The organism is Algoriphagus alkaliphilus (assembly GCF_900103735.1).
Classification (GTDB): domain Bacteria; phylum Bacteroidota; class Bacteroidia; order Cytophagales; family Cyclobacteriaceae; genus Algoriphagus; species Algoriphagus alkaliphilus.
Genome location: NZ_FMXE01000008.1, coordinates 1 through 26,816 on the forward strand (window position 1 = coordinate 1; position 26,816 = coordinate 26,816).

Sequence of the window (26,816 nt, forward strand, 5' to 3'; positions counted from 1 at the left end):
GAACATGCTACGCCACGGCGCACAGGTGTGGACCGTCGACCGTTGTCTGTGGACGATTAGCCGCAACTTCTAAAGCATATTTCTTAATTTCTGGCAGGATTGCGGATAATTAGATTTTAGAATTATTATCCGTTTAAAATGCTTTAGTGACTATGAATCAAATTACCACATATAGCTTTTTCAAGGTTGAGGGGTTTTCAAATAAGCAGCATAGTCCCATGGCTCTTGGGACGGGATACCGCTATTTGTAAAAGGTGCCAAATTGGACATGGAAAAGCTGGTTTCGCTACTGTATTGCGATCCTTTGGTTTAGTTTTGCCTTGATTCGGATTGCAGCGCTTGGTAAATTCCCGCCACAAGCCAGACTTCAGCTAAAAATCAGACCTAAGCAAAACCCCCCATGTCCAAAAAACGCATATTCTTCACCGGAGGATCAGGAAAAGCAGGAAAGCACGTGATCCCTTACCTACTCGAACAAGGATATCGGGTAATGAATGTTGACCTCGTGCCATTGAAAATTCCCGGAGTGGATAATCTGACAGCGGATATCACGGACTCCGGACAGATGTTTAATGCAATGAGTTCGTACGCTGGCTTGGATGAATTGGAAGCAGGAAATGGGATACCGAAGTTTGATGCGGTGGTTCATTTTGCCGCTGTACCCCGAATCCTGATCAATCCGGACAATGAAACTTTTCGGGTCAATACCCTGGGTACCTATAATGTGATTGAGGCTGCGGTCAAGCTTGGGATAAAGAAAGTCATCATCGCCTCCTCCGAGACAACCTATGGCATCTGCTTTTCCGACGGCAAAACCGATCCCAATTCACTGCCTTTGGAGGAGGACTATGATGTGGATCCCATGGATAGCTATGGCTTATCCAAGGTGGTAAATGAGCAAACTGCCCGTGCCTTCCAGCGCCGATCGGGGATCGATATCTATGCCCTTCGCATCGGAAATGTAATTGAGCCCCACGAATACGCCGAATTGTTTCCCAATTATTTCAAAAACCCGGAAGTACGTCGGCGGAATGCGTTCTGTTACATCGACGCCCGGGACTTGGGTCAGATTGTGGACTTGTGTTTGAAAAAGGACGGGCTTGGCTTTCAGGTTTTCAATGCCGGAAATGACCACAACGGTGCCATTATCCCGAGCAATACCTTGGCTGAACAGTTTTTTCCCGGCGTACCCCTTACCCGGGAATTGGAAGGGCATGAGGCCCTTTTTTCCAATCGGAAAATCCGTGAAGTGTTGGGATTCAAGGAACAGCACAACTGGCGAAACTATGTAAAAGCGGAATAACCCTGAAAGCACCGAGCCTTGAGGCTTGGCTGAGCATTCCCCGGAATAATCCCTTATCTCAAATCACGCGGATCGCTTTCACAAAGCGGCGGGTATAGCTTGGCTTAGACAGGTCGGTAAAGATGACTTTCATCTCAGGTTCTGAGGAGGCATGAATAAATTGACTTTCCCTTCCATTTTCACTGGTGACAATTCCGATATGACCAACCACATTCCGTGTTGGGCTCAGAAACAGCAATAAATCTCCCTTTTGGACATGCTCAACCGGGATTTCTCGACCGAAATTCTGGAAATCCGCTGTAGTACGCGGCACTTTAATATTGAAATGCCTGAAAACAAAGTGGACAAATCCGGAGCAGTCAAACCCATCTCTTCCGGAGCCCGCTGTGACATAGGGCGTTCCCAGAAATTCAATTCCATAGTCCACGATGCTATTTTTCAAGGAATCATCCTTTTCCACTGCAGCTAGTGGGCTTACCGTTTCGGGCAATTGGACTTGAGTATTTACCGCATCAGGCTTTTCGTAGAATACAAAACCCAGCGAGAAAATAATCAGCAGCATAAATGCGAATTTTCCAATAAACGGGAGTTGGTGTCTCTTTATCATAAGGGGTGAATTGCGTAAATCTACTGTTTTAAACCCGATTTATGCATTAGGTTTTGTTATGAGGGCAGTAATTGCAATAAAATCAGGCTGTTTGGAGACTGAGGCATAGCACCACTATGGTGAAGTCGAAAACAGCAACTTAGTGACTGATTTTGAAGCAATTACTGTCCGTAATAGAATTGCTAATGCATATATCGGGTTAGTTGTCAAAGTCAAGCTTTAAGCGATTCCACACACCTCAGTCAATGGAATGAAAAGGGTACGAAGATGGGTAGCTCTCCGCCGATTTACGGGCTAACACGGAGTAATTACCATGAAAATTAAATTTGGATTCCAAAAGCGGTACAAGTTCCCGATTATTTAGGGGCCTGGCCCATTGGCAGCGGGACTTTCAGCTTTGGAAATATCCGTTGCATGGCCACCCGCTTTTGACTATTTTTCTTGCGTTTACACTTGTTGATTAATTGCCACCTACCATGAGAATTACAGCCCTTATCTGTTGCCTGCTTTTTTCCCTGTCACTTCAGGCTCAAAAAACTGAACGCGCACAGCTCGAAGCACTCACCGAAAAGCAGTGGCAAGCTGCCATAAAACTGCTCAATGACCTCGTTTCCATGCCGAATGACGCGGTGTTTCCGGATCAGATCGAAGAAAATATAGTCTGGTGTGAAAATGTCTTCGCTACCAGAGGCTGGACGCAGGAGCGACTGGAAACAGGAGGAATCCCCTTGCTTTTGGTGGAAAAAAAGCAGCCGAACCCGAAAAAAACTGCGCTCTTCTACTTCCATGTCGATGGTCAGGCCGTAGATCGAAGCCGTTGGTTTCAGCCTGATCCATATATCCCTGTCTTAAAAGAGCAAACAGCGGACGGAACTTGGGAGATCATTCCAATGGATCGACTGAATAAAGAATACAATGCAGATTGGCGGATTTTTGCCCGGTCCAGTTCGGATGACAAAGGACCTTTGGCGATGTTTATCAGTGCCTGGGATGCATTGACCCAAGCGGGAATTTCTCCGGATTATTCGATCAAGATTATTTTGGATTTTGAGGAAGAACAGGGTTCGCCGAGACTTCCTGCAGCCGTGATTCAATACAAGGAAAAACTGACCGCTGATCTGATGCTGATCATGGATGGCCCCCAGCACACCAGCAATAAACCTACCCTCAGCTACGGCGCAAGAGGAATCTCAGAATTGTTTCTGACGACCTATGGCCCAAAGCTTTCACAACATAGCGGACACTATGGGAATTATGCTCCCAATCCGGCCCTGTTGCTTTCTCAGCTTTTGGCTTCGATGAAAAATGAAAACGGCAGAGTCATAATACCGGGATTCTATGAGGGAATTACCCTGAGCGAATCGGAAAAAGCCGTCCTCAATGCTGTACCTGATGATGAAGTCGCCATCAAAAAACGCCTTGGAATCTCCCGAACGGATCAGGTGGGACAGAGCTATCAAGAGAGCATCCAATATCCTTCGCTGAACATCCGCGGAATGCGTTCGGCTTGGGTAGGTTCTGAGGCTCGGACCATCATCCCTGAAGTGGCCGTGGCCGAGCTCGATATGCGACTGGTGCCGGAGTCCGATCCGAAACGGCTTTTTGGACTGATCGAAAACCACATCCGGGAGCAGGGTTTTTACATTGTAGAAAAAGATCCTACCGATGAAGAGCGCATGAAGTATCCCAAGATCGTCCGAGTCAACAAATCTATTTCGTATCAGGCATTTCGAACCCCGATGGATTCCGAGGCAGGGGCTTGGCTGAGAAAGAGCATGAATCGGGCATTTGGTACAGACCCGGTTCAAATCCGGATTTCCGGAGGTTCAATTCCCATTTCCCCTTTTGTCGATGCATTGGGGATTCCGGCCGTCACCATCCCCACGGTCAATGCCGACAACAATCAGCACAGCCCAAATGAAAATCTCAGATTGGGCAATTACAAAGACGGGATTGTGACCATTATGAGCGTACTCACCGAACCGATGTATTGATTCGCTCGAATAAGCTGCATAAGGATTTGACTCTTTCAGCAAAAGAAACTAGGTGGATGGACCGTGGGTTGGGCTGAGTTTTTTTGCTACCCGTCATTTTCGGGATTGGTATCGTTGACTATGGGGAATCGCTTTACTTCATCCAGTTCTTCGACTTCCTCTGTCCTTTCTCTTGCCGCAAACAAGACCGAAGAACCCGTCCCCATTCCCATTATCGTCCGCATGGCTTTTTCAGGCTCAATATCCAAAAACCTCATTTGGGTAGAAGGCACATGGTAAATATTCCCGTTCATTGGATTTGGTGCAGTAGGGACAAAAACGGTATAGATTCCATCACAGGCCTTTTCGGTAATAAATCCTGTCAAAAGCACTCCGGTGTTGTATGCATCAATAAGTACTACCTGACTGAAGGGCATTTTCTTAAGTCCCGAAAATTGCGCGATGGTCTCTTGAAGCGTAGAATAGAGTGGTATTCGAAGTAAGTATCTGCCTTCAAAAATTTTAAACGATTTTTTACTCCTGGCACTTCTCAGAATTAATCCTATCGTGAAAATAAATACCACCAGGATCAACAAGGCCAATAAGTTTATTACCAACGCATGCTTTTCGGCATTTTTGTCCAATAATGCACTGATTGGAGATACAATATTAAAAACAAACTTAAAAATCAGGGAGAGTAAAAACAGGATAATGATTGTTGGTAAAACCAATAATAGCCCGTCCAAGAGGGTCTTGATAAAAAATGGTTTGGACCAAAATTTATCCAATGAGATATTTTTATTCGGGTTTGTATGCATAGGATTTTCCATTGAATTATTTCTGTTAGTCTGTCTTAAAACCGAAGATTTAAGTCAATTTTATGAGAAAAGTATGCCAAGCCCTCCAATACCTGCTAACACATCCATTGGACTTTCAGAAAAAGAAAAACTTCCTCCCCGCTAGTCCAGGGTATTTCGCTCTAAATTCAGGACCATCCTCAAGGTTCCGTAATCATACTTCCCTCCGAAATGCTCGAAGTAAGGCTTGAGCGAATCATATTTCCCCGCTTCAGCCTGAATTTCCCGGATGTCCTGCTCGGCTACCAATTGTTCCAGTTTAAGCACTCCCGACTTCACTCCAAATGCCAAATGCCCCATGATCGTCGACAGGGCAAACTCCCGCTCTGTGGCGATTTCCTGTGGATTTTTACCCTCCAAAAACAGTCGGACGCTGATTGACTTGGAGTCTTCCTTCTTTTCCTTGGGAGCTGTGGTTTTTTTGGCTGTGGATTTCTTACGACCGGTTTTGGTACTCGATTTTGGTTTTTCGGGGAGGGTTTTTCGGATTGTTTCTACAATGGATTTTCTCAAAGCAGCAATTTGCTGATCCAAATCCGGCATCCTTCCGGTAATTTCTCCCTTCAAAATGGCCTGAATCAGGCGGCCGCTTCTGGCTATTCCCAAGTACTTCCCGAGCAGTTCCAACTCCAATTCTTCGAGTCCGTTTTGGTAGGATTTGATTCTGGAAAACTCCTCCACCTTCACCTCGTGAAGGATTAACTTTTCCAAAATCCCCCTGAGTAAATCCAGGTAGTAGCCCGTCCCCTTTTCGACTCTAGCCAACAGCTTTTCCTGATCGCCCTCCTGCAGCAAAAACAATAGCTGCGAACGGAATTTCCGGGTGTTTTCTCCTTCCGATTCCAGGGCTTGAAAAATCACTGACAGGTCTTTTCTCAGGCTCTCATCTTCAAACTCCAAACTGCTTTCATGCTCCTTGGCAAATTGACTGAGGGATTTGAGTAAGCTTCCAAACTCAAACGTATCCTGAATCAGCTGAGTCAAATACTGACTTTGGCGGGCGGTAAGCAAGTCGCTCAGGCTCTCCTGAAGGACGGTACCAAGCGTGAAATCCACCACCTTGGGATCAGAATAGATCACATCCGCCTGCACCCGGGTCCTCAAAACCAGACCGTCAAGGCTTCTCAGGCGGCTGAGGGCGACATAGACCTGCCCCGGAGCAAATGCCTGCCCCACATCAATGATCGCCCGATCAAAGGTCAGGCCCTGACTTTTGTGCACTGTCACGGCCCAGGCGAGCTTGATGGGAAATTGGGAAAAAGTCCCGATCACTTCCTCTTCCAACTCTTTGGTGTCGGGGTTGATCCGGTATTTTTTGTTTTCCCAAAGTTCCTTTTTCAATACAAATTCCTCATGGGAGTCATCCATCTCCACTGTGATTTGCTCCTTGTCCAGCTTGATCACGGTGGCAAGTTTTCCATTGAAATAGGAAGAAAGCCCCGAGGTGTCATTTTTGATAAACATCACCCGCGCAGCAACCTTCAACTCGATGGATTGGGGAAGTGGAAACAGGTTTTCGGGAAAGTCCCGCTCTACCTCAGCATCATAGAAAAATGACGGAGCGTCCAAGCTTCGCAACTCCCGCAGGTTGATCTCATCGGCCTTGTAGTTGTGCGTGGTCAAGGTGATGCAAGGGGGCAGATCGCGGATTTGATCCAAGGTCTTGAAATGTTGATTGAGTACGCGGACGTCTTCGGGAGTCGCCCGGTTATCCCGGAGGTTGTTCAAAATACGGATAAACACATCGTCCTGCTGCCTGAAAATCTTGTCCAGCTCGAGATAGATCATCCCGGAGTTTTGCAGTGCTTTGGCCTCAAAAAAGTGCATGGAATTGTAAAACCGACTCAAAACAGTCCATTCCTGATCTTTGACCACAGGAGGCAATTGATATAAATCTCCGATCAGCAATACCTGAACTCCTCCAAAAGGCACCTGATAGTTTCGCTTGACGCTGCGCAGTCGATAATCTATCGCGTCCAAAATATCCGCACGCAGCATACTTACTTCGTCGATCACCAGCAGATCAATGCTCTTGAGTACATTTCTCCGAAACTGATTCAAGGGATGTCGCCTTGCGAGTGTCTGCTGGGTGTAGAAGCCATGATTATCCGTAAAGTTTCCCTCAGCCTCCCGCGTAGGAAGAAAAGATCCGAAAGGAAGCAGAAACTGGGAATGAATGGTCACACCCCGGGCATTCAGCGCAGCTATGCCTGTCGGTGCCACGATAACGAATCGCTTGTGCGTCAGAAGGCTAAGCTCTCTCAGGAAGGTAGTCTTGCCCGTTCCCGCCTTTCCTGTCAAAAAAATCGGGGCTCCAGTATTATTGACAAATTTTGCTGCCAACTGAAGCCTGGCAGTGGATTGGTTTTCCATCCAACTAAAGTAAATTTTTCAATTGAAAAAATCCCTATTTACATTCAAAAGGAAAGAAACTTTTGTCTGAATGCTTCGAATTCCACAATTTCAATCCATAATTCATCGCCATGTACATCCATCCGCTTAATTCCTGGAAAAACGACCCGGAAATCCATGATTTCCTTCGAAAAAACGCATTTGCCACACTGGTGACTCAAGTGAATGGGAGGCCTTGTGCCACTCATCTGCCCTTCGTTTTAGATGAAAATTCATCCGGAGAGGCCATTTTGAGCGGACATTTTGCCAAAGCAAATCCCCAATGGAAATCTCTGGCCGGGATGGAGGATGTTTTGGTGATTTTTCAGGGACCTCATGCCTACATTTCCTCCTCCTGGTACAATCATGAAAATGTGCCCACCTGGAACTACCTCGCTGTGCATGTCTATGGAAAAATCCGGATGATTGCCGGTGAAGAATTGATGGATCACCTCAAAAAGCTGGTTGATACTTATGAAGTGGGTAGGCCGAATCGCGTCCGGGTGGAGACGATGACCGAGTCCTATGTACAAAATCAGGTGAGAGCACTGGTAGGATTTGAAGTGAAAATCGAGGAAGTGCAAGCCAGTGCAAAGCTGTCACAAAACCGGGACGGGGTGAATTATAAAAACATCATCCAAAAGCTGGAAGAGAGCCCCTTTCCTTTAGATAAGGAAATCGCTGAGGAAATGCGGAAAATCAGACCGCAGTAGCATCCAAGTGCCATTTCCTTAATCTAATTCGAGGAGAAAATACAATCCATTCCCTCATGTCTCGGGGCAAAGGATCTATTTACCTGATTTCTCTGCGCTCTGAAAAAAGAGGCTGTCTCAAAAGGCCTGATTTGTGTCAGCCTGAGCACCTGACCAACGAGAGTTGGGCAGTACGAAGGAAAGTAGAAGCGAATACCGGCGCATTTCGACTTCGATACCGATGACAGATTGATTTTAATAGTCTAATATTGTGCAAGTCCGAGCACCCGACAGACGGGAGTCTGGAGGCCCGAGGACCTTTCGTACTGACCGACTCGCGTCAGTCAGGTGCTCAAGGTGACAAAATCCCTGCTTTCGAAGTAATTCGCCGTCATTTCCTTTTTGTTTGTTTACCAAATATTTCCAACTCAATGTGACAAACTGAAGGTATGTGACAGCCCCTTTTACTTTTCTGAGTTACTCATTATCTCTTTTGCGACACCACCGGGCACGATAGTCATCATGCCTTGTTTGGTGCTGGACCATATCAGGTGAAATGGGCCTCGATACCGGTTTCTTTGAGTGGTGTAGTGGGCAGTCATGTATCTTTTGTCCCCGGGCATATTGTTGGAATTCAAGGCAATATTGGCAATGGTAGACATCAGTTTGCTTTTCTTTTGTGAGTCCTTCTGATACATCTCAATTTTCAGGTCCGAATAGTCAAATCTGAACAGGTTGGTGGACCGGTAGACATCCGCATGAATCTTTATATTCATCCTCACCAGATTCCCTGACACGATCTCCCCATTCATTATCGGTTTCAGGATTTCATTGATTTTAGTCAGCCGAAATGAGGTAAAGTCAACCACCATATCAAATTCGTCCTTGTCGTAAGGGACACTGAGGTCTATGGTCAAATTTCCGCTTCCCTCAATTTTGGCAGTAAATTTCCCGTCAAAGTGCCTGTAGAGCGTTTGGAATTCCGGGATAGTGGTAATGTTGACAAAATTACCCTTGAGATTATCGATGTGAAACTGCCAAGTTTGGTTTTTGCCAGGCACGGATTCTCCGTAGACAATCGCTCCATTTGAGACTTTCAGTGTGTCCAGTTTGAGGGGGAAATTGACTTTTTGCAACATTCCCTGGAAAAGTGATTTCACTTCGTTGGGAGGTCTCGGCAATTCCTTATTTCTGAAATCTTCCAGAAAAAGCCCCAACAACTCAAGTTTCTGCGCTTTGATATCCAAATTGGAGTACAGATTACTGTTGGCTTCAATCCCTGACAGGATCAGGGAATCCAAGCTAAACTCGATCAGATCAACCTGAAAATCCATTTTGGAGGAAGCCTTTTGGATTCCTTCAGGATACTTGAGCGAAATCAAATTCATCTGAAGCTGTTGGTTTTTGGTATCAAAGCCAATTTTTCCGGTTTTGAATTTTTGACCATTTCCCATGATATAGTCCAGGCTGTCAATCGAAATCAAAATCCGCTCATAATCGAATGGAATCGGATAATTCCACTTTAAGGAATCGGTGCTTAGCTCATTGGCTACAATATTCAGGTTATTCAAACTGCCAATCTGATCCTCCCCAAGCATCATCCGCGCACTTGCCTTTCCCAATTGGAAATTTCGGATCATTCCTCTGGACAAAATATCTCCAAAAAGACTTTGCAAAGCCGTGGCGGGTTTTGCCTCTTTGTTATTTTCCAGCGGAATGTGAATAATAAAATCCGGCTGGGAAAAGGATAAGTTTTGGACGATCAGGTCCCTTTGCATGATAAGTTTGAGGACTTCCACTTGACTCAGTAAAACCTGCACTACTTTTCCCTCTACATAAACGCCCGCAAGTTCCCCAAAAGGAGTAATTTTCACCTCATCAATTTGAATCACCTTTCCAAAAAAATCCACATCAATTCTGTCAAATTTAAAATCGTATTTTCGATCGGGATTGGAGTTAACCACGGATTCCAGATTTTCATTAATCCAGGATTTCCCCCAGTAAACTCCTATTCCAAAAAGAACAAGAAGTACGACTACGAATACTGCAAAAATCTTTAAAAACTTCATAGTTGGTATATTTTGACAAAATCAGCGAAGCAAGTTGGCTATCAATCCTTTTCCTCTAAAAATTCAGGAAACTTAGCTTTGGAAGATTTTGACGGCTCTATCAGGAATATTAGTAAGATATAAGTTTAAGGATTGTTGAAAAGAATAAATAGCTTGGAAAAATTCTACCTCCCTTTATCAAATTTGGCTACTAGAGTAAATTACATTTTAATACATTTGAGAATGAAGCAATTTTTCTTCGCTTGGATTGCAAGTTTTATGCTAGCGTCCCCCCTTTCGGCCCAGGAAATTAAAATTTTAACCTACAATATTCTTCACGGAGAACGTGCTGATAAACCTACTACTCCAAATCTACCTGATTTGGCGAACCTCCTGATTCAAATTCAGCCTGAAGTAATCGCTCTTCAGGAGGTCGACAGCATGACCCTGAGATCCGCAAAAATCTATGGGGAACGCATGGATTTTATGAAAAACCTCTCCAGGGAAACCGGATACAAGGGCTATTTCGGCCGAGCCATGGAATATGACAGTGGGGCTTATGGAGAAGGTGTTTTGGTAAAAAAAGGATCAAACTACCATACGGTCAATCTGCCAAATCCGGCAGGAGGAGAACCTCGGGCTATAGCTTGGGTAAAAGCGGAACTTAAAACCCTGGAAGAATTTTATTTTGGATCCACTCACCTCTGCCATGAATTTGAAGTCAACAGGATAGCTCAATTGGACTCTATTCTTTCTTATGCGGATTCGCTGGATAAGCCTGTGATATGGGTCGGTGATCTTAATTTCACGTCCGATTCACCGGAATACAGCCGGATTCCAGCCCATTGGAAAGAGGCAGGTGCAGAAGCGGGAGACCTGCAAAACACCTACGGAACACATGATTCAGGGGCAAGAATAGACTACATCTGGTACGACTCCAGAAAATTTGAACTGGTGGAATACAAAGTATTGACTCACATCACTTTTTCTGATCATTATCCTGTGTGGGCCGTGCTTCGGATGAAAAAACAAAAAGAATGAAACTAATCACACTTTACCGTTTTATCGCATTGGGAGGGGTAATCTTCCTTTGGAACTTCACGATGCCCGAAAAGAAAAGTAAATGGCAGGAGCTATTTAACGGTAAAGACATCAACAACTGGGTGGTGAAAATCCGAACCCATGAGGTAGGAGAAAATTTCGCAAACACCTTTCGGGTGGAAGACGGAATGATGCAGGTCCGCTACGATGGTTACAGTCAATTTGACCGGCAATACGGCCATATTTTTTATAATAAACCCTTTTCGTACTATTTACTTCAAGTCGAATACCGGTTTGTGGGTGAGCAATGTCCCGGAGGCGAAGGATGGGCCCTGAGAAACAGCGGCGCGATGCTACACTCTCAAGACCCAAAGACCATGCTCAAGGATCAGGACTTCCCGATCTCGATCGAAGCGCAGTTTCTCGGAGGAAACGGAAAAGATCCCCGTACGACCTGCAACCTGTGTACGCCCGGCACCAATGTGGTTTTGGCAGACACGCTTTTCACTCCGCATTGCATCAATTCCAGGTCCAAAACCTATCATGGTGACCAATGGGTTCAGGCAAATTTCATCGTCATGGGAGATGAGGAGGTTCACCATTTGGTCGGAACGGATACGGTTTTCAGCTATTTCAAACCTCAAATCGGCGGTGGAAATGTGAGTCCTGTAGACCCGGCTGTCAAGATTGACGGAAAACTATTGAAAGAAGGCTACATTTCCCTTCAAAGTGAAAGCCATCCGATTGATTTCAGAAGAGTGGCAGTGATCGACCTGACCAAGATCAAAGACAATCCCAAAAAACTCAGAAAAGCGGTAAATCAAGCCTTAGGCAAGAATTAGAAAAACTGATTATCCGCTATTCTGCCATTAAAAATTTCTTCTTGGGTCGGGTAAAGGGAAAACCGGAGACCGAAAAGAGCCTGAAAATTAGAATTTAGGCCAAAGTCACGTCCTGATTTTACTTGACACAATAGTTACAACTTAACCGAAATTGTTCAACCCTTTCAGGGTTGTCGTCCCTGATTAAACATATTAAATTCCCCGCGTTTTACACGGGGTTCCGCCACGGCGGACAAGTTATTCAAAGTTTAACCCTTTCAGGATTGTTAATTTACCCAGGAAACCACAATCTTCTGTCTTCTTCTACGGTCTACGGTCTTCCATCTCCGGTCTCCCTACTCCACTACACCCGAACCTTCGTAGTCCCACCACCTTTCAGTGTTATGGGCACGGGAGGATTTGTTTTCCAGTTACCACCCGTAAAGTCAGGGACATCAATAGAATTGGATCGGTTGGCGACGGACCATTCACTCAGTGGCGTGATGCAGCTCCAAAGTGCCGCGTCATAAACATCCTGATCGAGCGGAAGTCCATTTCTCAGGCAATCGATCAGCCTCCAGTCCATCATGAAGTCCATTCCTCCATGACCTCCGATTTGCTTGGCAAGTTCACCGACTTTTTGGACGATTTCAGGAGTGTATTTGGCTTGCAATTCTTTCATTTCATCCTCCTTCATCCAGCTATGCCCTTTGGAAACCTTCTGATCGGGGTACTTTTGCGCATAGCCTTCGGTGCCGCTGACTACATGAAGTCGGGAATAGGGTCGGGGTGAGGTCACGTCATGTTGGATCATGATGGTCTTTCCTTTTTTTGTTTTCACCACCGTAGTATTCATGTTTCCACGGTAGTTTTTGGCCGCATAAGAATTCCAAAAAGAGTCCTCCATTGCAAGTTCCTGTGCTTTGGCTTTCATCTGAAAGTCATTGGAAGAAACTGAGGTAAGGAAATCCATCTGATCTCCCCTGTTCACATTAAGAATCTGGCAAATGGGTCCGAGTCCATGGGTTGGATAAAGGTTTCCGTTTCGGAAATTCTCTTCCAGTCTCCACATGCCCTGATATCCTTTGTCTTTGTCAAAATTCAGCCAAAGCAAATCGTGAATATAAGCCCCCTCCACATGCAATACCTCTCCAAAAAACCCTTCACGAGCCATCCTCAAAGTCATCATTTCAAAAAAGTCATAGCAGCAATTTTCCAGCTGCATGCAATGTTTTTTGGTTCGCTCAGAAGTTTCTACCAGTTGCCAACATTCGTCGAGTGTGCGGGCAGCAGGCACTTCTACTGCAGCATGTTTGCCCGCTTCCATGGCGAAGACAGCCATCGGCACGTGCCATTCCCATGGGGTTGCGATATAGATCAAATCCAAATCCTTTCGCTCACACATTTTTTTCCATGCATAGGCACTTCCTGAGTAGAGCTCAGGACTGTGGGGAGTTCCGGCAAGAGATCTTTTAACCTTTTCGGCACGCTCGGGAAGTAAATCACAAAGGGTTTTGATCTCCACTCCTTCGATTTTGCTGAGTCGGTCGACTGCACCGGGACCCCGCTGACCCAAGCCGATAATGCCTACCCTGACAGTTTCAATTTTTGGGGCAGCAAAACCACACATATTGAAGGTTTGCATTCGGGACGCGCCGTATTTTGCCTCGAGGGGTAAGGTATGTAGCTCTTCTGCAAGTGCACTTCCAGCGCCGAAGAGGCCCAAACCTGCCAATCCGGTGGATTTCAAAAATTCTCTTCTTTTATTCATGTGTTTATAATTTGTTTTTTAGCTGTCACATGGAATGCCCTTTATAATCATTCCCCTGTGTGATCCCGTACCTACGGGATCATGGGCATTTCATCTGTTTATAATTTGTTTTTTAGCTGTCACATGGAATGCCCTTTATAATCATTCCCCTGTGTGATCCCGTACCTACGGGATCATGGGCATTTCATCTGTTTATAATTTGTTTTTCAGTAACCACATCTGTCTGCCCAAACCTGCCCAGGCTGGAGCCGCGATTTTATGTGATAGATTTTTTCGCCATTTCCATAGGCTATTTAACAAAAAAATCAAAGAAGTCCGTACCGTAGATCAGAAAGCAGAAAAAAAACCGAAAGCAATCGCCTCCGGTCTTTCCCATAATTTGAAAGCACTATCAATTATCTTCACTCAACTTTTAAGCTGATTTGATTTTACAGGTATTCATTCCCAGCAGGGTATAAAGGGGACAGAAGCCTACCAAGCTCGTCAGTACAAACACTGCTGCAACCACAAGTCCTACTACTCCCCAGGTTCCGGTCACTGTACCTGTGAAATAAAGTGCTACTAAGACAAGTGGCACGATTATCCGAATGGCCATATCAACTCCTCCCATATTTTTTTCATGAGTTCATCTGTTTAAGCAGAAACCTTTTTGCGAAATTGTATACTAAAACTAACCCAAGTTCTCAACCCTTAAAATGACAAAAGTCACAGAAGGAGGTGATTTTACGGTGTTTATAATTTGTCTTTGGGTGGTCACACCTGCAGGCAGGCTCAATTTCAGTCAGCTGAAAAATATGCCCTCATGACCTCTTCCGCCATTTTTCCCTGTGGAGTAAAATCCGGCTCCCGATTGTGTCGCTCAGGATACCACTTCCAAAAAAATACCCCTGCCATCCAGGATTTCTTCCAGGCAGTCTCAAAAAATGCTTCGTAGCAACGTGCCTGAACTTCTTCCGAAAACTGGATTTCCTTCCGCTCATTGGGCCAAACCCAGGGCTCAACAGCTGCATCGACGGTATTGCAATAGCCTATTTCAGTGAATAAGACAGGTTTTTTATACTTTCTGACCACCTTTTCGATTTTTGGTAAATGGCTTTCCCAAGACTTTTTCAACTCATCCAAATTAGGATTGTGATCTTTAGCCAAAGGAAAATAAGCCTGAATTCCTATGTAATCCAGTGCATCCCAGAACTTCACTTTTTCAAATTCAGTAAAATTGGCAGCATAGGTGATTTTGCCTGAGTAAACTTTTCTCACTTCAGCGATGATCGCTCTCCACTCCTTTTCCCGCTGAGAGGTCTTTTCCAACTCGGTTCCCACACAGAGCATCGGCATGTTCAGTTTCTCTGCCAAGCGTGCATAATCCAGGATGAATGCCTGATAATTGGCAAACCAAATCTTCCAATCGGCCTCGTTGCCCATTTCGATTTCACCAACCCACCCTTCCCTGACCCACAGGTGAGGTTTCAGCATATTCATGATTCCCTTTGTGGCCGAAGAGTCAAAAGTGGTCTGAATCCCAACCGGAGTCTCTCCCCACCATCTCCGTTCATTGCTCATATCCCAGCGAATTTCCGGTGTGTTCTTTTGGCTTTGCCAGCCAAAAGGTGTCTGAGAGATGGCATTTGCGCCTGTATTCACCAAGGCCTGAATTTCTCCACCCTGAAGGGGCTGACGACTCCCCACCCAACAGACGCCTTTCCACTTCTCCCCGGTAGAAATCAGGGTTTCGACAGGGATAAAAAACCAAATTGAAAAACTCAATATGATCAAACCCACCGAACTGAAAAGGTACTTGCGGAACCAGAGCTTCATAAGGGTTTCAGTTGTGCTAGAATTATTTTGATAGCGGTTTTAATACAATGTTCTCCAAGATGATCTCCGAGAGTAATTCCAAGTTACCAGAAAGGTAGAGTTCTTGCATCTTTTCCACCGGAGTATTTTTGTCCTCAGGCTTGAGATTCAGGTAGTTTTGAAATCGGATCCCTCCTACTTCCATCACTTCACTAACCTCCCGCATACGGACTCCACCACCATCGGTATGATAGCTGTAAGCCATGAAATCAAGGGAATAATCTGCTACACCTATCCAATACAAAAACTCATCTTCGTAGTGCTCCCCGCCGCCCTCGGGCACAAAAGTGACTTTGATCAAATGATATTTTTTTTCATTGATTTCAGTTTCGCCCAGGTAGGTTTTCACTGCCGCCGCATCGTTAAGACCATATGGAAGGTATGCGAAATAGGCTACCGAGTTGATGGATCGTGAATAAGCGCCAATACGCTCCTCGGTAAGCGTATCAATCGGAGTACCGTCCAAGGTTCTTACAAAACCGGAATTATTGAGTACATCTCTGATGATTCCTGTTGAGTCGGCAAATTCCCGGATGTACTCAAAAGCAGTGGGAGTTTTGTAAATGGTATAGTGGATATTTCTAAAATCAAAATCAATGATGGAGCTTTCATAGAGTTCTCCTCCATACACCTCGATTGCAGCATCAACGATTTTTTCAGCCTCTGTTCGCTGATTGCAGGAAAAGCCCAGAACACCGACGGCTAAAACAACTATTATGTAAATAATTTTTTTCATGAATTTTTAAATAACTGGAAATACTATGGAAACAAACTCCACTGCGGGGAGTGAAATAAAATTGAAATATTTCGTATTCGATATTTCATTGAGCAACTCGAAATCTATTTCAATTGTATTTTTAATCTGGTATGTGAACTAGCATTGTTCTTTTAGAATCTACTTTAGAATTTGGTATTCCGAATATCGGTATTCTGCTCTAAGAAACAGCCTTTCATTTTTTTCGTTCACCCGCCAGCTTTCGCGCTTGCCATGAAATTTGAACCCTTGTACTTCTTCCCTGCTAAGGTTATTAACCAGGCTTCGGTGATCTTTCAATTGCACTTCATTGCCCACCATCAGCGAAGTCACCGGGTCAAAATAATACCACCATACATCTGAATCCAGGCCATAATCGACTCGAATCACCTCTACAACTTGCCCGCTTTCCAGCGATTTTTGCCCTTCATAGAATAGTTTTGTTCCTTCATCAAGCAATTTCCAAGGTTGAGCGACCGTATAAAATGCCGCATCGAAATCTTTCCTTTTCGAGGCGAGAAAACTCGGATTCTGAACCTCATTTTCTCCCATCAAATACCGCATCCGTGTTCCATCCCAAGAGACAACATGGATAATACTATCCTTGGTCCAGGTAATTTTGCCCTCAAAATAAGGTTTGAGCCTGAACTCATGCCATTGATCCAGTTCGCTTTCGATACTTCCATCCTCCAGGAGCAGCCTGGTCCATTTTCGGAACTTCAGACTGCTTACTTCGGACCAATTAGCTTCCCCACCATGGGCCTCAATGGATTTTTTCAAAAGGCTTTTTCCCTGCTTTTCTGCATTTGGAACACAAGAAAATTGAAGAAGAAAAACAAAGGCTAAGAGCAGCTGACAGCGAGTTCTCATCGGTTTAAATTAAGTTTTCTTTTTGGGCGAAAGTAATCCAGGTAAACCACTAGGAAAACGAGCAAATACTCGGCAAAAAGGAAAATCGGATTTTCCCTGAAGTCTGCATTTCCATAGGCATGATAAGAAAAAATTGCGGCAAAAGACCAAATCAAAAAAACGTTTTTATTGGTCAATAAGCTTAATCCCAAAGCCGGAATAATGTACCAGGGATGAATGATTGGTTGCAAAATCAGGTAGATGAGATAAATCAAAACCCATAAATCCACCAATTCCGGGGTCGAATTGGGTCTTCTTTTCCAAGAGAAAAAGACAATCCCGATAAGGGTCGCGAGCGAAAGGATTTTAGTCAAAGTCTCGATAATGTTGTACCCCTGAATCCAAAAACCAACTTCCCGAAACAGGTAATAAAGGGAGGCATTGAACTCGAATTTTCCCTGATAGAGTCTGAGACTTTGGAAGAAATTCAGGTAAGATTGATCCCACCAAAGCCAGGCAAAACTCAGGATGACCGCGATTGAAACTCCTGACCAAAACGCGAGGTCTTTCCGGGTTTGGGAAGAAAATAAGAAGGACGGAGCAAGCATCAAGGGCAGAAGTTTCACCCCAATGGCAAGCCCCCAAAACCCACCGGAAAGGGTCATTTTATTGGCTGTCATGCGATTAATACTCGCCAAAAGAAAAAGGAGCACCAAGCCCTCAAAGTGGAAATTTCCGGTAATTTCCAAGATTACCAAAGGATTGAACCAATAGAGAATTAAGAGGCTTTCAGGCTTTCGGAATGTGCGCAAAAGTCTCAAAAGCAGAAAAAACACACCAATTTCGCCCAGAAGCAAAATCAATCTTAAACCCATAAACCCATTCCAGACAAAGCCATTTGAAGCTTTTGCACCAATCCAAAAAACAGCCTGATTTAATGGGGGATAGACTGAAAAGTAGTCTGGAGAATTGAGATTTTGAAAAAGCTGTTTCAGATAAGCATCATCCGGATTTTGGTTTTCCTCTTGCCATTCGCTTGGAATTTGTAGGTAGGGATTTTCGCCCATTTCCAATAATTCTCCATCCCAGAGGAATCGATAGACATCATCTGACCACTGTGGAGCGAAGCCAAAAACAGCCAGTCGAAATAGAATTCCGGACACAAAAATGCCTATCCAGTTTATTTTCTCCCCGGTAATCAAAAAAGCCAATCCCATCCCTGCAAAGAGCAATGAGAAAATCAAAAAAGTGAGTGCGAATTCAGTTCGTGGGATTTGGGCTAAAATAAAAAGCAATCCAGCCATCAGCGGGACTACAAGATAGATCAGCCATTGTTTTAGCTTCGGATTCAAAGCCCCAAATCCTTTCTCAATGGCTCATAAACCTTCTCATTTTTATTCCAATAATCCATCATTTGCATCGTGGACCGAGTCGCTGTTGTCACTTCTTGTTGACCGTTGGTTTTGGTCCAAGTTTCGGTAAAACCGAGGATTTCATACGGGAAAAATTGCTGGTATCGGATCGTGATTTTACGACCGATTTCATTGTAAACCACCTCAATCTCTGCCTGATTAGAGCCAAGCTCTTTTTTGGAAGTGGTAGCCTGCTCGGCCTTCAGAGGAATATGGGCAAAGCGCTGAAAAATCAGACTGGGGATTAATTTTTGATTTCCCATCGGGACCAAGTCGGGATTTAGCCGAATCAGGTTGAATAGCTCCTCCTCAGCCATCGCATTGAGTTTGGACTCGGTATCGCCTTCCGACTCGAAATAGGAAAACTGCTTCGCATGATAGTTTCCGTTTTTGAAATTGAGCTGGGTAAATGCCTGACCACACCATTCGGTCACAGAAGCTGTGAGTTTGGGCGAATGGACCTCGTCATATATAGGTGTAAAAACCGAGAGCATGGTGTTGTAGGGATAAACACCGGTCAGAAATTCCCGCGTCATATTGAGTTTGATCACTTTCTGGGCGTCAGCGCGATTGTCCTCCGGCTTATCCAATTTGACCTGTTTCTTCCTGGAAAAATCTTCCGTAACAAAAATCATCACTGCTTTTCCGCCCCTGACTTCGCCATATCTACTTTGCTGCAGGTCGTATACGTTGATTTCCGCTTTTCCCTGATACCAATATCCGGCAAACTGGGTTTCATCCACGCCTTTACGGCTGGAGGAGCTGCAAGCCGAAAAGAGAGGAATCATTACTATAAAGAGCCCAAATAGCTTATTTTTCATTATCTATTCAATGTTTTGACCAAGCAGGCCGATCCTATTTAGTTGATTTTTTTTAGACTCACACTATTGACCAAAGATGTCATTTGTGTTATAGCAATCTGGTTGAGTTGAAGCAAACGATCCGACGATTCCAAGCCCTGACGGATCAATACCGCATTGATACTTTCCAGATTTGAAAGTACAACCAATTGCTCTAATGTGGCAAAATCCCGGATTTTACCTTTCGCCTCAGGATTCTCAGTTCTCCATTCTGCGGCCGTCATACCAAAGAGTGCTAAGTTCAAAAAATCTGCTTCGGAAGCATAAACCATGGAAGGATTTGAAGTGATTCTTTTTGGGATGAGCTTTTCTTTAATGGCATCGGTATGGATTGTATAGTTGACTTTGGCAAGAGTCCGCTGGAGATTCCAGTCTAGTTTTTGGCGATTGTTTTCGTCTTCTTTTAGGCGCTGGAATTCTTTAATAAGATATAACTTGAACTCTGCACTGATCGCTGAGCCAAACTCAAATGCAATGTCCTTGTGGGCATAAGTACCCCCATATCGCCCTGCCTTTGAAAAAATTCCAATCGCATTGGTTTTTTCTACCCAATTCATCGGACTTAACACAAATGATGGTAAACCAGCCTGAGTTTTAAAGTGGTCAAATTCGACCACTTTAAAGTTTGGATTGTAAATTTTTTCCCATGAACCCAGAAACTCAAGTGTGTATCGAGTTCTTATCCAATTTTTGATCACATCCGCAGCCCGGCTTTCGTCAGTTTTGGCCTTAGCCATATCTGTTAGGCAGATATAATCTTGACCTTTGATATCAGTGATCGATACATTGATTTTCTGTACTTCTATAGCCTTACTACTTGCCATATTCATCAAATTTGGAAAAGTACACCTTCAATTCAAACATAAATTCAACTTAAAAGAATCTCGTCCAATTAAAATTGAGAAAAATTTCCCTCTAAAAACAAAAGAAAATTATTGAAAATGAATTTCCTCACCTATTCAAGTTTGAAGATCAAACCTTGATTCACCAGTACTTAAAGATCGTAAAAATAATTTTATACCCTGCGCCAAAGACCCCTTTCACAGTCCCGCTGACTTTAGAGACTCCGATGCGCTTGCGGTAGTTTACGGGAACTTCGGTGTAGCGAAGACCAGCCTTGTGCGCTTTGATTTGCATTTCGATTGTCCATCCAAAGTTCTGATCAACCATATTCAGGTGGAGAAGCTTTTGCCAATCTATCGCGCGAAAAGGGCCCAAGTCCGAGAATTTAGCTCCTTGAATGTACTTCATCATTGTAGTCGCCAGCCAATTCCCGAAGACTTGAGGAAAGGTCATCGACCCAGCTTCCCGCTTTCCCAAAGCTCTTGAACCAATCACCATATCGGCTTTTCCGTCTAGAATCGGTTGTACCAATTCGAGCATCTCATGCGGGTAGTCACTGTAATCTCCATCCAAGAACACCACGATATCGGGTTGGATTTCCTGCGTTTTAATCCAATCCATTGCCGTGAGGCAGGCTTTACCGTAGCCTTTTTGAGCCTCAAATACGACCACTGCGCCGGCTGAATGGGCTGCATTTCCGGTTTGATCGGTGGAATTGTTATTTGCGACCACGATGTGCCGCACCATTTCAGGAATCTCTGCGATGACTTTTGGGATTGACTTTTCTTCGTTATAAGCAGGAATAATGACGTCAATGATCGGGGGATTTTGCATCAGCAGGAATTAGCGACCGAGGCCGTAAGATTTAAACGAGGTGATGAAAACAAGCGTGTAGCCAAACGCCAACATGCCATGAAAGGGAAGGAAAATAAAGTTGTTCTCCTGAAAAGCCAGCCACACCATTCCCCAAAAAACCAAAGCCAAGCCTCCTTCAAACCAAGTGGTGACCGGCATCCGGTGGAGGAGGTATCGATTGCTTGAAAGTTTCACTTTTCCCGACTCTAGATTGAATTTAGGCGTGCGGATAAATGGTGATTTTTTTCCTGACAATCCTTCCCATACAGCTTGAGTATTGTGCAAAGCCAGTCCCATAGAGACGGACAAGAACAGTGGCAACTGCCATATCACACCCAAAGCAGAGCTGGCGAATGATCGCTTCCCGTAGAAAAAAGATACCAGATAAACCGCAGCTATAATGACAAATCCTACGAGAAATATCCCGGAGATGCGTACCCAAACCTCTGGAACCAAACCTTTTTGACCTGCCCACCATACTCCAATGCTGCTCAAACTCGTCACCAGTACTGCGATGAAAATCGCTGAATTGAAAAGATGGGCGAATGAGTGGAATTTAACCCGAAAAGGAAGCTTTTCCTGACTCACAGCTGCTGCATGCTTCATGGCACATTCGGCACCACCTTTGGTCCAGCGGAATTGTTGGGACTTGATAGCGGACATGACAGGGGGTAATTCAGCGGGAGATTCGATTTCGGGGCGGTAGACAAACACCCAGCCTTTTCGCTGGGCCCGATAGCTAAGATCTAGATCTTCCGTCAATGTATCGTCATGCCAGTTGCCGGCATCATAAATGCAGCTTTTCCGCCATATCCCTCCTGTCCCATTGAAATTGATGAATGCGCCCTGATGATTCCTCCCCATTTGTTCGATGAAGAAATGAGCATCCAATGCAAAGGCCTGCAATCGGGTGAGAATCGAGTAATTTTGGTTGAGGTGCGTCCAGCGCGTCTGCACCATTCCTGTTTTTTCGGAGGAAAAATAGGGAATAGTCTGCATCAGAAAGTCCGGATCCGGCACAAAATCCGCGTCAAAAATGGCTATAAATTCTCCGGTTGCTTTTTCCAGGCCTTCCCGCAAGGCTCCGGATTTGAAGCCTTTTCTGTCAATTCGGTGAATGTATTGAAAGTTGATTTCGGGATAGTGTTTTAGCTTTTCCTTGATCAAATCCACTGTCTGATCCGTGCTGTCGTCCAGCAATTGGATCTGAAGCAATTCTTTGGGGTAATTAAGCTTTGCGACAGCATCTATCAATCGCTCCACGACATAAAGCTCGTTGAATACGGGAAGCTGAACGGTTACTTTTGGCCAGGTTTCGGGAGATTTTTTTGGAACTTTGTCCCATTCTTTTCTGGCCTGAAGAAAATGAAAAAGCAAATGTCCCTGCGCCAAACTGTAAATCAGAATAAAAAGCATACCCAAGGCATACAGGCCGCACAGGAAATAAAGGAAAATCATTTATGCGTGGATCTTGATGGAGTCATTGCCGATAATAATCGGCAAGTCATTGATACGGTTTTCCTCTGGTCCATTTTCCAACTTCAGCACTCCACGCGGACAGACTGCAGAACAAACTCCACATCCAACACAGGAAGAGCGCACAATGTTTTGGCCCCGCTGGGCATACCACCGCACGTCAATACCCATCTCACAATACGTGGAACAGTTGCCACATGAAATACATTGCCCCCCATTGGTGGTAATCCGAAAGCGGGATTTAAATCGCTGAACAATACCCAAATATGCTGCTAAAGGACATCCAAATCGGCACCAAACTCTGTTTCCCATAAAAGGATAAAAGCCCGTTCCCACCACACCAGCGAAAGCTGAACCTATTGCAAAACCGTAAAACGAATGTAGCTGGTTAGTTACATTTCCCAAAAAACTAAAGCCTGAAAAGTAATTGGCAATCGTCACTCCTGTCATCACCACTGCCAATACCAAAACAGAATGGACGATCCATCGTTCATATTTCCAGGCCTTAACGGACTTGTCAGAAAGCTGCCGAAAGGGATCTCCAACTGTCTCCGCCAGACCTCCACATCCGCAAACCCAGGAGCAATACCATCTTTTACCAAAGAAGTAGGTGAAAACCGGAACTCCAATGATGATCAGCAAGATCCCCCAAATCAACATAAACATCCCTACTCCGCCACTGGAGAGAAATGTAGCGATCTGATAATCGTAGAAAAAATCGTAATCGAGTGGCCAGATATTTTTGAAATCGAAATAAGGCTGATTGAGCAAAACAAGAACCTCAGGAATCAGAAAAGCAAAAGCAGTCTGAAAAAACATCACCGAAGCTGTGCGAAGTTGTTGGTATTTATTGCCCCGATACTTTCGGAACATTCGTATTCCCATGACGATAATCGCCAGCGTGTAAATCAAGCCATAGAGAAACCATTGACTCGCCGGATTGCCTGAAATCATCTCCGAAATCGGATTGACCATCCAGACAAGATTGACCAAATAGGCCGGAAACCAGTACAACACCACGTAAAACAGAATCAGAAAGAAGCCTGTAATCATTCCGATCCAACCTCTGTTTTTTAGCTTGGAATGGAAAATTCCATTGTTCTTGATTCCCTCGGGCTCGTCTGCATGTTGGCGGAAATTGTATAAAAAGCCACCTAAAACAGCCAAACCAATCGCCAGCGCAAAGAAAAGCCATGGACTGTCACGCACGGGACTTTTCAATCCGGCCTTTGCCAAGGCAAAACTGTAATCATCCCAAATGACTTCATCCCAAAGTTGCTGGGACTTTAAATCATCATTGTATGCATCGAATTTTTCTCCGAAAGCAGAAAGAAAGGTAAAGTTGGAACTGTATTCCTGCCCATACATGGGCGCAAGGATTTCAGCCATTTTATCCTGATGAATAGCCTTGGTGTTTGCTTTTACCAGTTCTTCGGAAAGGCTGTAAGTTCCCAAAAACGGAATGACCAGAAAGGTGGTCAAACCAACCAAAAACAATCCCAAACCGATTTTTTCAATCCAAGTCATACCTTCGCGCCGAATAGTTTTTGAATGAATGTTTTTTTCGAAGGGTGGAAATTTCCTCCAAATTCAGCTTTGAACGCTTCCTGAATTGAAATGTAATATGGTGCGAAAAACTCAGGGTCGAAATTCGCGTGATTGAGACGGTCCATGACTTTTCCACCAGACCACTTCTCACGGATTGCCCGATCCATCACTTCGTGACGAAGTCGGAACCCAAAATTATTTACTCCGAGGACTTTCCCCTCCAAATCCATCAACATGCGGAAACTTACTTTACCGGAGGAATGCTCCCAATAGAAATTTTTCAATTGACCTACTTCCCATGTGGCCGGGACTGTACCGTAAGTTTGATATTCGATATCAAGGAATTTTGCAGAGTTGAACCAGACTCCCGGTCGATATGGAACGGGTTCATGGCAGAGATTATGCGCCAAAGTCTCTCCATGCATCCTGCCTGTGTACCAAACCTGCTCGATCGGGCGGCGATCCGGTGCAGGCACTTTGTCAAATTCCGCGCAATCGCCGATGGCATAGACATCAGGCACGTTAGTCCGGAAGTATTCATCCACCTTGACTCCCCGGTCGACTTCCAAGTCAGTATTTTTCAGAAACTCAATATTCGGGGTGACTCCGGCTGTAAGTCCCACAAACTGGCAATCGATCTTTTCGCCTTTGGATGTGATGACTTCGGAAACCCGTCCACTTGAATCGGAAAGAATCTCTTTCAATTCGCACTCCAGGCGCAGATCAATGTGATGCTCCAAGATATGTCTTCCGACGAGTTCAGACTCTTCCTTTGGCAAAATGTTATTCCAAAAACCGCACTCACGAACCAGAAAGGTCACCGGGATCTTTTTATAAGCTAGCATTTCAGCCATTTCAATTCCAATCAAGCCTCCTCCCACGATGACAGCACGCTGGATTCCGGACTGCGTATTTTCTTCCATTAGCTCCAGGTCTTGCTTTGAATACAATCCCTGAACCCCTATTAATTCTTGGCCCGGCCAGCCAAATTTATTAGGCTTAGAACCTGTGGCTATCACCAAGGTGTCGTAAGGGAGCGTCTCTCCCGACTTGAACACCAAGGATTTTTTGGCGAAATCGACCGTTTCCACCCAAGCCTCTTTGAGCGCGATTCGGCTTTTGTCCCAAAAGTGGTTTTCATAAGGCTGCGTATGCTCGAATTTCATGTGCCCCATGAAGACATACATCAGAGCAGTTCTGGAAAAGAAGTATTTGGATTCACCCGAAATCACCGTTATCCTGACGCTGCTATCCATTTTCCGGAGATTTCGGGCACAGGTGACACCCGAGATTCCGTTGCCGATAATGACTACATGAGGACTTTGAGGCATTGTTTTGAAAATAGTTGAGAAAAGTTACCGAAAAGGTTTTAGCTATTCGTTGAGATTCCAATTATAATCCTTGTGAGAAATTTTTGCATTAGACTTGATTTTCACTTTAGCGTATGTGTTTAGAAAATCTATTAATGTCCCCTTTTTAGTAAAGTCTCCTTTAAACCATAAGAATATGGAAGAAATCTGTGCATTGTCTGGCGTTATTTTATTTTGATTTTGGTCATTAATAAAGTTGGTAGTCACTTTTTGAAGCTGTGATTCTATTTTTTCGGCTGTGTAGGCCTCATTTAGTAGAGGCGGACAAGAAACAGAGGCACAGTTGACTGCAAAGTGGATTCTAGGTTCGTCAAATTCTTTCCTGAGAATGGAATGCTCGATCTCATCCAAACTGGAATCTACACCGCCAATTTTGAAAAACTTATAATGCCAAACGTCTTTAAGCATGGGGATTTTAAATTTTGGTCCTAAATCACGAATGCTTTTGACAGGATAATTATCTACGATCAGCTTCACTGTAAGTGCATTGTACGCATTGATCCAATAGGCTAATTGTTGTTCTTTAGTCCAGGTTTTCCGGTCAGGGGCATTGTCACTCAGGAGTTTGGTGTATTGCTCCAGTTTTGCTTTGTCTTTGATAAATCCCTTATAATCCACCAATCCATTGGATTTGACATGGGATTTAAGCAAGCCGTCCCAAATCTCATGACTGGGTGGCTTAGTGCCCGCTAATCCCAAAGTCGAACTTTGACAGGAGAAGAGAAGCATTGAAACTGCAAAGAAGTAAATAGTTTTATTGAGTTTCATACGGTTATATTTTGTCTTTAAGTTGTTGTATGGAATCTGTTGCCCGCCTAATGTCACCAGTTGAATTATAATCATCACAGTAAGTAAGGCTAGAATCAGGCAGGCTCGATTTCATGGTTAGATTTCCATTAATTACGCAGTAAGCCAAATCTGGGATGAAGATGAAAATCAAAATGTCAGGGGACAGACAAAAAGGTGGATTCTAATAAACCTTTTCTCCTCTAGTCAACCAAATCCCCCAAGTTCGGGTGTAGGTGTGTACTTTTTGGGTGGGTTTTCCCGCCGCTTCCAGGCTTCTGCCCTCATTTGCCCATTGGATAATCCCCCCGTACAAATTGAATACCTTGGTGAATCCGGCTTTTTGTAATTTTTTGCCTATATCCTGAGACCTGGCCCCAACGGTGCAATAGACTAATACGGGTTGATTTTTGTCAAGGCCTGCTATATTTTTCAAACTAAAGGTATCATACCCAATCCAGAGGGCCTTGGGAAGATGACTCACCTCAAATTCTTCCTTTTCGCGGGCATCAAGGATTTGATATTCGGAGATGTCAGTGACCTGATCTGACTTAACAACCGGAAAATCTCTGTCATATAGGGTGCTGAGCAAGGTCCTATAAGGCAGGGACTGCGAAAAACTTGGTGTCGCAAAAAGTATAATCCCCAAGAAGAATACAGGTAGACCCCAAACTGTCCCGCCAGAAAATAAAGAAATCCTCATGA

24 protein-coding genes are annotated in these 26,816 nt (G+C 44.5%); 6 read left to right on the forward strand and 18 right to left on the reverse strand.

Annotated elements, in window-relative coordinates; translation table 11 throughout:
- Positions 1 to 400: 400 nt before the first annotated feature.
- On the forward strand, positions 401 to 1,303 hold the full coding sequence (locus tag BLQ81_RS06610; RefSeq protein ID WP_092729171.1) for an NAD-dependent epimerase/dehydratase family protein: 903 nt from the start codon (positions 401 to 403) through the stop codon (positions 1,301 to 1,303).
- A gap of 58 nt (positions 1,304 to 1,361) precedes the next feature.
- Here BLQ81_RS06610 and BLQ81_RS06615 read toward each other — a convergent pair whose 3' ends face one another.
- Positions 1,362 to 1,910, reverse strand: coding sequence for a C40 family peptidase (locus BLQ81_RS06615; RefSeq protein WP_092729172.1), 549 nt, complete (start codon positions 1,908 to 1,910; stop codon positions 1,362 to 1,364).
- Positions 1,911 to 2,386: 476 nt separating this feature from the next.
- On the opposite strand from BLQ81_RS06615, the gene BLQ81_RS06620 reads away from it, so the two are divergent.
- A complete protein-coding gene (locus BLQ81_RS06620) occupies positions 2,387 to 3,904 on the forward strand; it encodes a M20/M25/M40 family metallo-hydrolase (protein ID WP_092729173.1) in 1,518 nt (505 codons plus the stop codon).
- 86 nt (positions 3,905 to 3,990) lie between these two features.
- Here the strand turns inward: BLQ81_RS06620 and BLQ81_RS06625 are convergent, their stop codons facing one another.
- Positions 3,991 to 4,701 (reverse strand): DUF502 domain-containing protein, encoded by a 711-nt coding sequence (locus BLQ81_RS06625; protein ID WP_175454175.1) that lies wholly within the window; start codon positions 4,699 to 4,701, stop codon positions 3,991 to 3,993.
- Positions 4,702 to 4,842: 141 nt separating this feature from the next.
- Positions 4,843 to 7,113, reverse strand: a complete 2,271-nt coding sequence (locus BLQ81_RS06630; protein ID WP_092729175.1) for a helix-turn-helix domain-containing protein — start codon at positions 7,111 to 7,113, stop codon at positions 4,843 to 4,845.
- A gap of 110 nt (positions 7,114 to 7,223) precedes the next feature.
- On the opposite strand from BLQ81_RS06630, the gene BLQ81_RS06635 reads away from it, so the two are divergent.
- A complete protein-coding gene (locus BLQ81_RS06635) occupies positions 7,224 to 7,844 on the forward strand; it encodes an FMN-binding negative transcriptional regulator (RefSeq protein ID WP_092729176.1) in 621 nt (206 codons plus the stop codon).
- Positions 7,845 to 7,900: 56 nt separating this feature from the next.
- A complete protein-coding gene (locus BLQ81_RS22205) occupies positions 7,901 to 8,068 on the forward strand; it encodes a hypothetical protein (RefSeq protein ID WP_175454176.1) in 168 nt (55 codons plus the stop codon).
- A gap of 219 nt (positions 8,069 to 8,287) precedes the next feature.
- On the opposite strand, the gene BLQ81_RS06640 is transcribed toward BLQ81_RS22205, so the two are convergent.
- Positions 8,288 to 9,892: a DUF748 domain-containing protein gene (locus tag BLQ81_RS06640; RefSeq protein ID WP_092729177.1), complete on the reverse strand. Its 1,605-nt coding sequence runs from the start codon at positions 9,890 to 9,892 to the stop codon at positions 8,288 to 8,290.
- Positions 9,893 to 10,114: 222 nt separating this feature from the next.
- Here BLQ81_RS06640 and BLQ81_RS06645 point away from each other — a divergent pair, with 222 nt between their 5' ends.
- Complete coding sequence (locus BLQ81_RS06645) at positions 10,115 to 10,912, forward strand: endonuclease/exonuclease/phosphatase family protein (protein ID WP_092729178.1); 798 nt, start codon at positions 10,115 to 10,117, stop codon at positions 10,910 to 10,912.
- 62 nt (positions 10,913 to 10,974) lie between these two features.
- Positions 10,975 to 11,754, forward strand: coding sequence for a 3-keto-disaccharide hydrolase (locus tag BLQ81_RS06650; protein ID WP_245693201.1), 780 nt, complete (start codon positions 10,975 to 10,977; stop codon positions 11,752 to 11,754).
- Positions 11,755 to 12,097: 343 nt separating this feature from the next.
- Here the strand turns inward: BLQ81_RS06650 and BLQ81_RS06655 are convergent, their stop codons facing one another.
- From BLQ81_RS06655 to BLQ81_RS06725, 14 genes are all read right to left on the reverse strand, one after another.
- Positions 12,098 to 13,504: a Gfo/Idh/MocA family protein gene (locus tag BLQ81_RS06655; RefSeq protein ID WP_092729179.1), complete on the reverse strand. Its 1,407-nt coding sequence runs from the start codon at positions 13,502 to 13,504 to the stop codon at positions 12,098 to 12,100.
- Between the two features lie 412 nt (positions 13,505 to 13,916).
- The gene (locus tag BLQ81_RS06665) at positions 13,917 to 14,114 is read right to left on the reverse strand and encodes a YgaP family membrane protein (protein WP_092729181.1); all 198 of its coding nucleotides are present in this window, start codon (positions 14,112 to 14,114) and stop codon (positions 13,917 to 13,919) included.
- A gap of 167 nt (positions 14,115 to 14,281) precedes the next feature.
- Complete coding sequence (locus tag BLQ81_RS06670; protein WP_245693196.1) at positions 14,282 to 15,319, reverse strand: glycoside hydrolase family 113; 1,038 nt, start codon at positions 15,317 to 15,319, stop codon at positions 14,282 to 14,284.
- Positions 15,320 to 15,341: 22 nt separating this feature from the next.
- Positions 15,342 to 16,094, reverse strand: coding sequence for a DUF6503 family protein (locus BLQ81_RS06675; protein ID WP_092729182.1), 753 nt, complete (start codon positions 16,092 to 16,094; stop codon positions 15,342 to 15,344).
- Between the two features lie 159 nt (positions 16,095 to 16,253).
- Positions 16,254 to 16,982 carry a hypothetical protein gene (locus BLQ81_RS06680; RefSeq protein WP_092729183.1) on the reverse strand — a complete coding sequence of 243 codons (729 nt, stop codon included), beginning with the start codon at positions 16,980 to 16,982 and terminating at the stop codon, positions 16,254 to 16,256.
- Positions 16,979 to 18,313 carry a glycosyltransferase family 87 protein gene (locus BLQ81_RS06685; protein WP_092729184.1) on the reverse strand — a complete coding sequence of 445 codons (1,335 nt, stop codon included), beginning with the start codon at positions 18,311 to 18,313 and terminating at the stop codon, positions 16,979 to 16,981. Before BLQ81_RS06685 ends, BLQ81_RS06680 begins: the two co-directional genes overlap by 4 nt.
- Entirely contained in the window at positions 18,310 to 19,194 is an 885-nt protein-coding gene (locus tag BLQ81_RS06690) for a hypothetical protein (RefSeq protein ID WP_245693197.1), read from the reverse strand. The genes BLQ81_RS06685 and BLQ81_RS06690 overlap by 4 nt, the downstream gene beginning before the upstream one ends.
- Positions 19,195 to 19,232: 38 nt before the next feature.
- Positions 19,233 to 20,057: a KilA-N domain-containing protein gene (locus BLQ81_RS06695; RefSeq protein ID WP_092729342.1), complete on the reverse strand. Its 825-nt coding sequence runs from the start codon at positions 20,055 to 20,057 to the stop codon at positions 19,233 to 19,235.
- 160 nt (positions 20,058 to 20,217) lie between these two features.
- Positions 20,218 to 20,910 (reverse strand): glycosyltransferase family 2 protein, encoded by a 693-nt coding sequence (locus BLQ81_RS06700; RefSeq protein WP_092729186.1) that lies wholly within the window; start codon positions 20,908 to 20,910, stop codon positions 20,218 to 20,220.
- Positions 20,911 to 20,919: 9 nt separating this feature from the next.
- Positions 20,920 to 22,389, reverse strand: coding sequence for a cellulose synthase family protein (locus BLQ81_RS06705; protein WP_092729187.1), 1,470 nt, complete (start codon positions 22,387 to 22,389; stop codon positions 20,920 to 20,922).
- A complete protein-coding gene (locus BLQ81_RS06710) occupies positions 22,390 to 23,934 on the reverse strand; it encodes a 4Fe-4S binding protein (RefSeq protein WP_092729188.1) in 1,545 nt (514 codons plus the stop codon).
- On the reverse strand, positions 23,931 to 25,286 hold the full coding sequence (locus BLQ81_RS06715; RefSeq protein ID WP_092729189.1) for an NAD(P)/FAD-dependent oxidoreductase: 1,356 nt from the start codon (positions 25,284 to 25,286) through the stop codon (positions 23,931 to 23,933). The genes BLQ81_RS06710 and BLQ81_RS06715 overlap by 4 nt, the downstream gene beginning before the upstream one ends.
- Before the next feature lie 42 nt (positions 25,287 to 25,328).
- Positions 25,329 to 26,093, reverse strand: coding sequence for a DUF547 domain-containing protein (locus tag BLQ81_RS06720; protein ID WP_092729190.1), 765 nt, complete (start codon positions 26,091 to 26,093; stop codon positions 25,329 to 25,331).
- Between the two features lie 202 nt (positions 26,094 to 26,295).
- Complete coding sequence (locus BLQ81_RS06725) at positions 26,296 to 26,814, reverse strand: rhodanese-like domain-containing protein (protein ID WP_092729191.1); 519 nt, start codon at positions 26,812 to 26,814, stop codon at positions 26,296 to 26,298.
- Between the last annotated feature and the right edge of the window lie 2 nt (positions 26,815 to 26,816).